Annotated in this window: 2 protein-coding genes and 1 pseudogene; all 3 read left to right on the forward strand. The window is 67.4% G+C overall.

The window, feature by feature from the left end:
* Positions 1 to 123: 123 nt before the first annotated feature.
* Positions 124 to 1,434 carry an adenylosuccinate lyase gene (gene purB, locus AC1DZ6_RS23375; RefSeq protein ID WP_477099500.1) on the forward strand — a complete coding sequence of 437 codons (1,311 nt, stop codon included), beginning with the start codon at positions 124 to 126 and terminating at the stop codon, positions 1,432 to 1,434.
* The gene (locus AC1DZ6_RS23380; protein WP_477099501.1) at positions 1,435 to 1,923 is read left to right on the forward strand and encodes a DNA-deoxyinosine glycosylase; all 489 of its coding nucleotides are present in this window, start codon (positions 1,435 to 1,437) and stop codon (positions 1,921 to 1,923) included. It begins immediately after the preceding gene.
* A gap of 97 nt (positions 1,924 to 2,020) precedes the next feature.
* A pseudogene (locus AC1DZ6_RS23385) lies at positions 2,021 to 2,525 on the forward strand (peptidase M13); the annotation flags it as partial.

A 2,525-nucleotide genomic window follows, 5' to 3' on the forward strand; every position in this document is an offset into this window, starting at 1 on the left:
CCCCCTCCGTCGACTACGTCGACACCTTCCCCGCAGGGGGAGTGCCTATGTGAGCCCCTCCCCGCCCAAGTAATAATCCCCTTCCCTTGACTCCCCCGGCGGACGGGACCAAACGCCCGCCTCATGATCACCCGTTATTCCCGCCCCGAAGCCGCCGCCATCTGGTCCAGCCAGACCAAGTACAAGATCTGGTTCGAGATCGAGGCTCACGCCGCTGACGCCATGGCCGAGCTGGGGGTGATCCCCAAGCTGGCCGCCGAGACGATCTGGGAAAAGGGCCGCGACGCGGTCTGGGACAGCGACCGCATCGACGAGATCGAGCGCGTCACCAAGCACGACGTCATCGCCTTCCTGACCCACGTGTCGGAAATCGTCGGCCCCGAGGCCCGCTTCCTGCACCAGGGCATGACCAGCTCGGACGTGCTGGACACCTGCTTCGCCGTGCAGCTGTCCAAGGCCACCGACCTGCTGATCGAGGACGTCGATCTGCTGCTAGTCGCGCTGAAGCGCCGGGCGCTGGAACACAAGATGACCGTCTGCGTCGGCCGCAGCCACGGCATCCACGCCGAGCCCATCACCTTCGGCCTAAAGCTGGCCGGCTATTACGCCGAGTTCCAGCGCGCCAAGGAGCGCCTGGCGATGGCCAAGTTCGAGATCGCCACCTGCGCGATCTCGGGCGCCGTGGGCACCTTCGCCAATGTCGATCCGCGCGTCGAACAGCACGTGGCCGACAAGATGGGCCTTGTCGTCGAGCCGGTCTCGACCCAGGTGATCCCGCGCGACCGCCACGCGGCCTATTTCTGCGCCCTGGGCGTGGTCGCCTCGTCGGTCGAGCGCCTGGCCACCGAGATCCGCCACCTGCAGCGCACCGAGGTGCTGGAGGCCGAGGAGCCGTTCGAGGTCGGGCAGAAGGGCTCTTCGGCCATGCCGCACAAGCGCAACCCGATCCTGACCGAGAACCTGACCGGCCTGGCCCGGCTGGTCCGCTCGGCCGTGACCCCGGCCCTGGAGAACGTCGCCCTCTGGCACGAGCGCGACATCAGCCACTCGTCGGTCGAGCGCGGCATCGGGCCGGACGCGACGATCCACCTCGACTTCGCCCTGCGCCGCCTGGCCGGGGTGATCGAGCGCTTCAACATCTATCCCGACAACATGGCCAAGAACCTGGACAAGCTGGGGGGCCTGGTGTTCTCGCAGCGGGTCATGCTGGCCCTGACCCAGAAGGGCGTCTCGCGCGAGGACGCCTATGCCGCCGTGCAGGGCAACTCGATGAAGGTGTGGCGCGGCGAAGGCCGGTTCATCGACTTCCTGAAGGCCGACGAGGTGGTTTCCAAGGCTCTGTCGGACGCCGAGCTCGAAGAGCTGTTCGACTACGGCTATCACACCAAGAACGTCGACGTGATCTTCAAGCGCGTGTTCGGCGAGCAAGCCTAATTGAACCGCAAGGCGGGCTTCCCGGCGGTCGTGGATGCAAACACCCGCGTCCTGATCCTGGGCAGCCTGCCGGGCGAGGCCTCGCTGGCGATCGCCCAGTACTACGGCAATCCGCGCAACGCCTTCTGGCGACTGATGGAGGGCGTGCTCGACACGTCCCTGGTCGCATTGGCCTATGAAGACCGCCTGGCCGCCCTGCTCTCGCGCGGCGTGGGCCTGTGGGACGTGATCGCCGAGGCCGAGCGGCCCGGCAGCCTGGACGCCGCCATCCGCGATCCGGCGGCCAACGACCTGGTCGCCCTGATCGAAACCCTGCCGGCGTTGCGCGCCGTGGCCTTCAACGGCGGGACGGCGGCCAAGCTGGGCGGTCGGCTGGTCGGCCACCGCATCGCCACCCTGCCCCTGCCCTCCTCCAGCCCGGCCCATGCTGCGCGAACGTTCGAGCAGAAGGCGGCGGCGTGGAAAGCCATCGCCGATTGGCTGCCCTAAAGGCGTTCGCGCCCCTTCCCGCCACATTACAGGATTTTCATCTGCGCCCGCCCCGTAACTAGGGCAGCATCCCCGGCTCTGAGGGGAGACCTTTCCTATGCGCACGTTCCTGCTGGCCGCCGTTTCGGTGATCGCCCTTTCCACAACGGCCCTCGCCGCCGATCCCCCTGGCAAGCCGATGTACGGCGACTGGGGCGTCGACCTGACCTCCGGCGACAAGTCGGTGTCGCCCGGCGCCGACTTCGACAAGTACGCCAACGGCGCCTGGGCCGCGCGCACCAAGATCCCCGACGACCAAGGCTCGGCCGGCGTCGGCTACGACGTCTACAACCGCTCGCAGGACCAGTTGCGCRCCCTGATCGAGACGGCCGAGCCCTCGACTCAGATCGGCGCCCTGTACAAGAGCTTCGTCGACGAGGCCAAGGTCGAGGCGGTCGACGACAAGCCCCTGAAGGCCGATCTCGCCAAGATCGCCGCGATCAAGACCAAGGCCGATTTCGCCGTCGCCATGGGCCACACCCAGGGCGGGTTCGGCAGCGGGGTGTTCTCGCTGGACATCTATCCCGACGCCAAGAACCCCGAGGTCAACACTCTCTATATCG

The sequence above is a fragment of the Caulobacter sp. P1_B12_2 genome, from assembly GCF_056406675.1.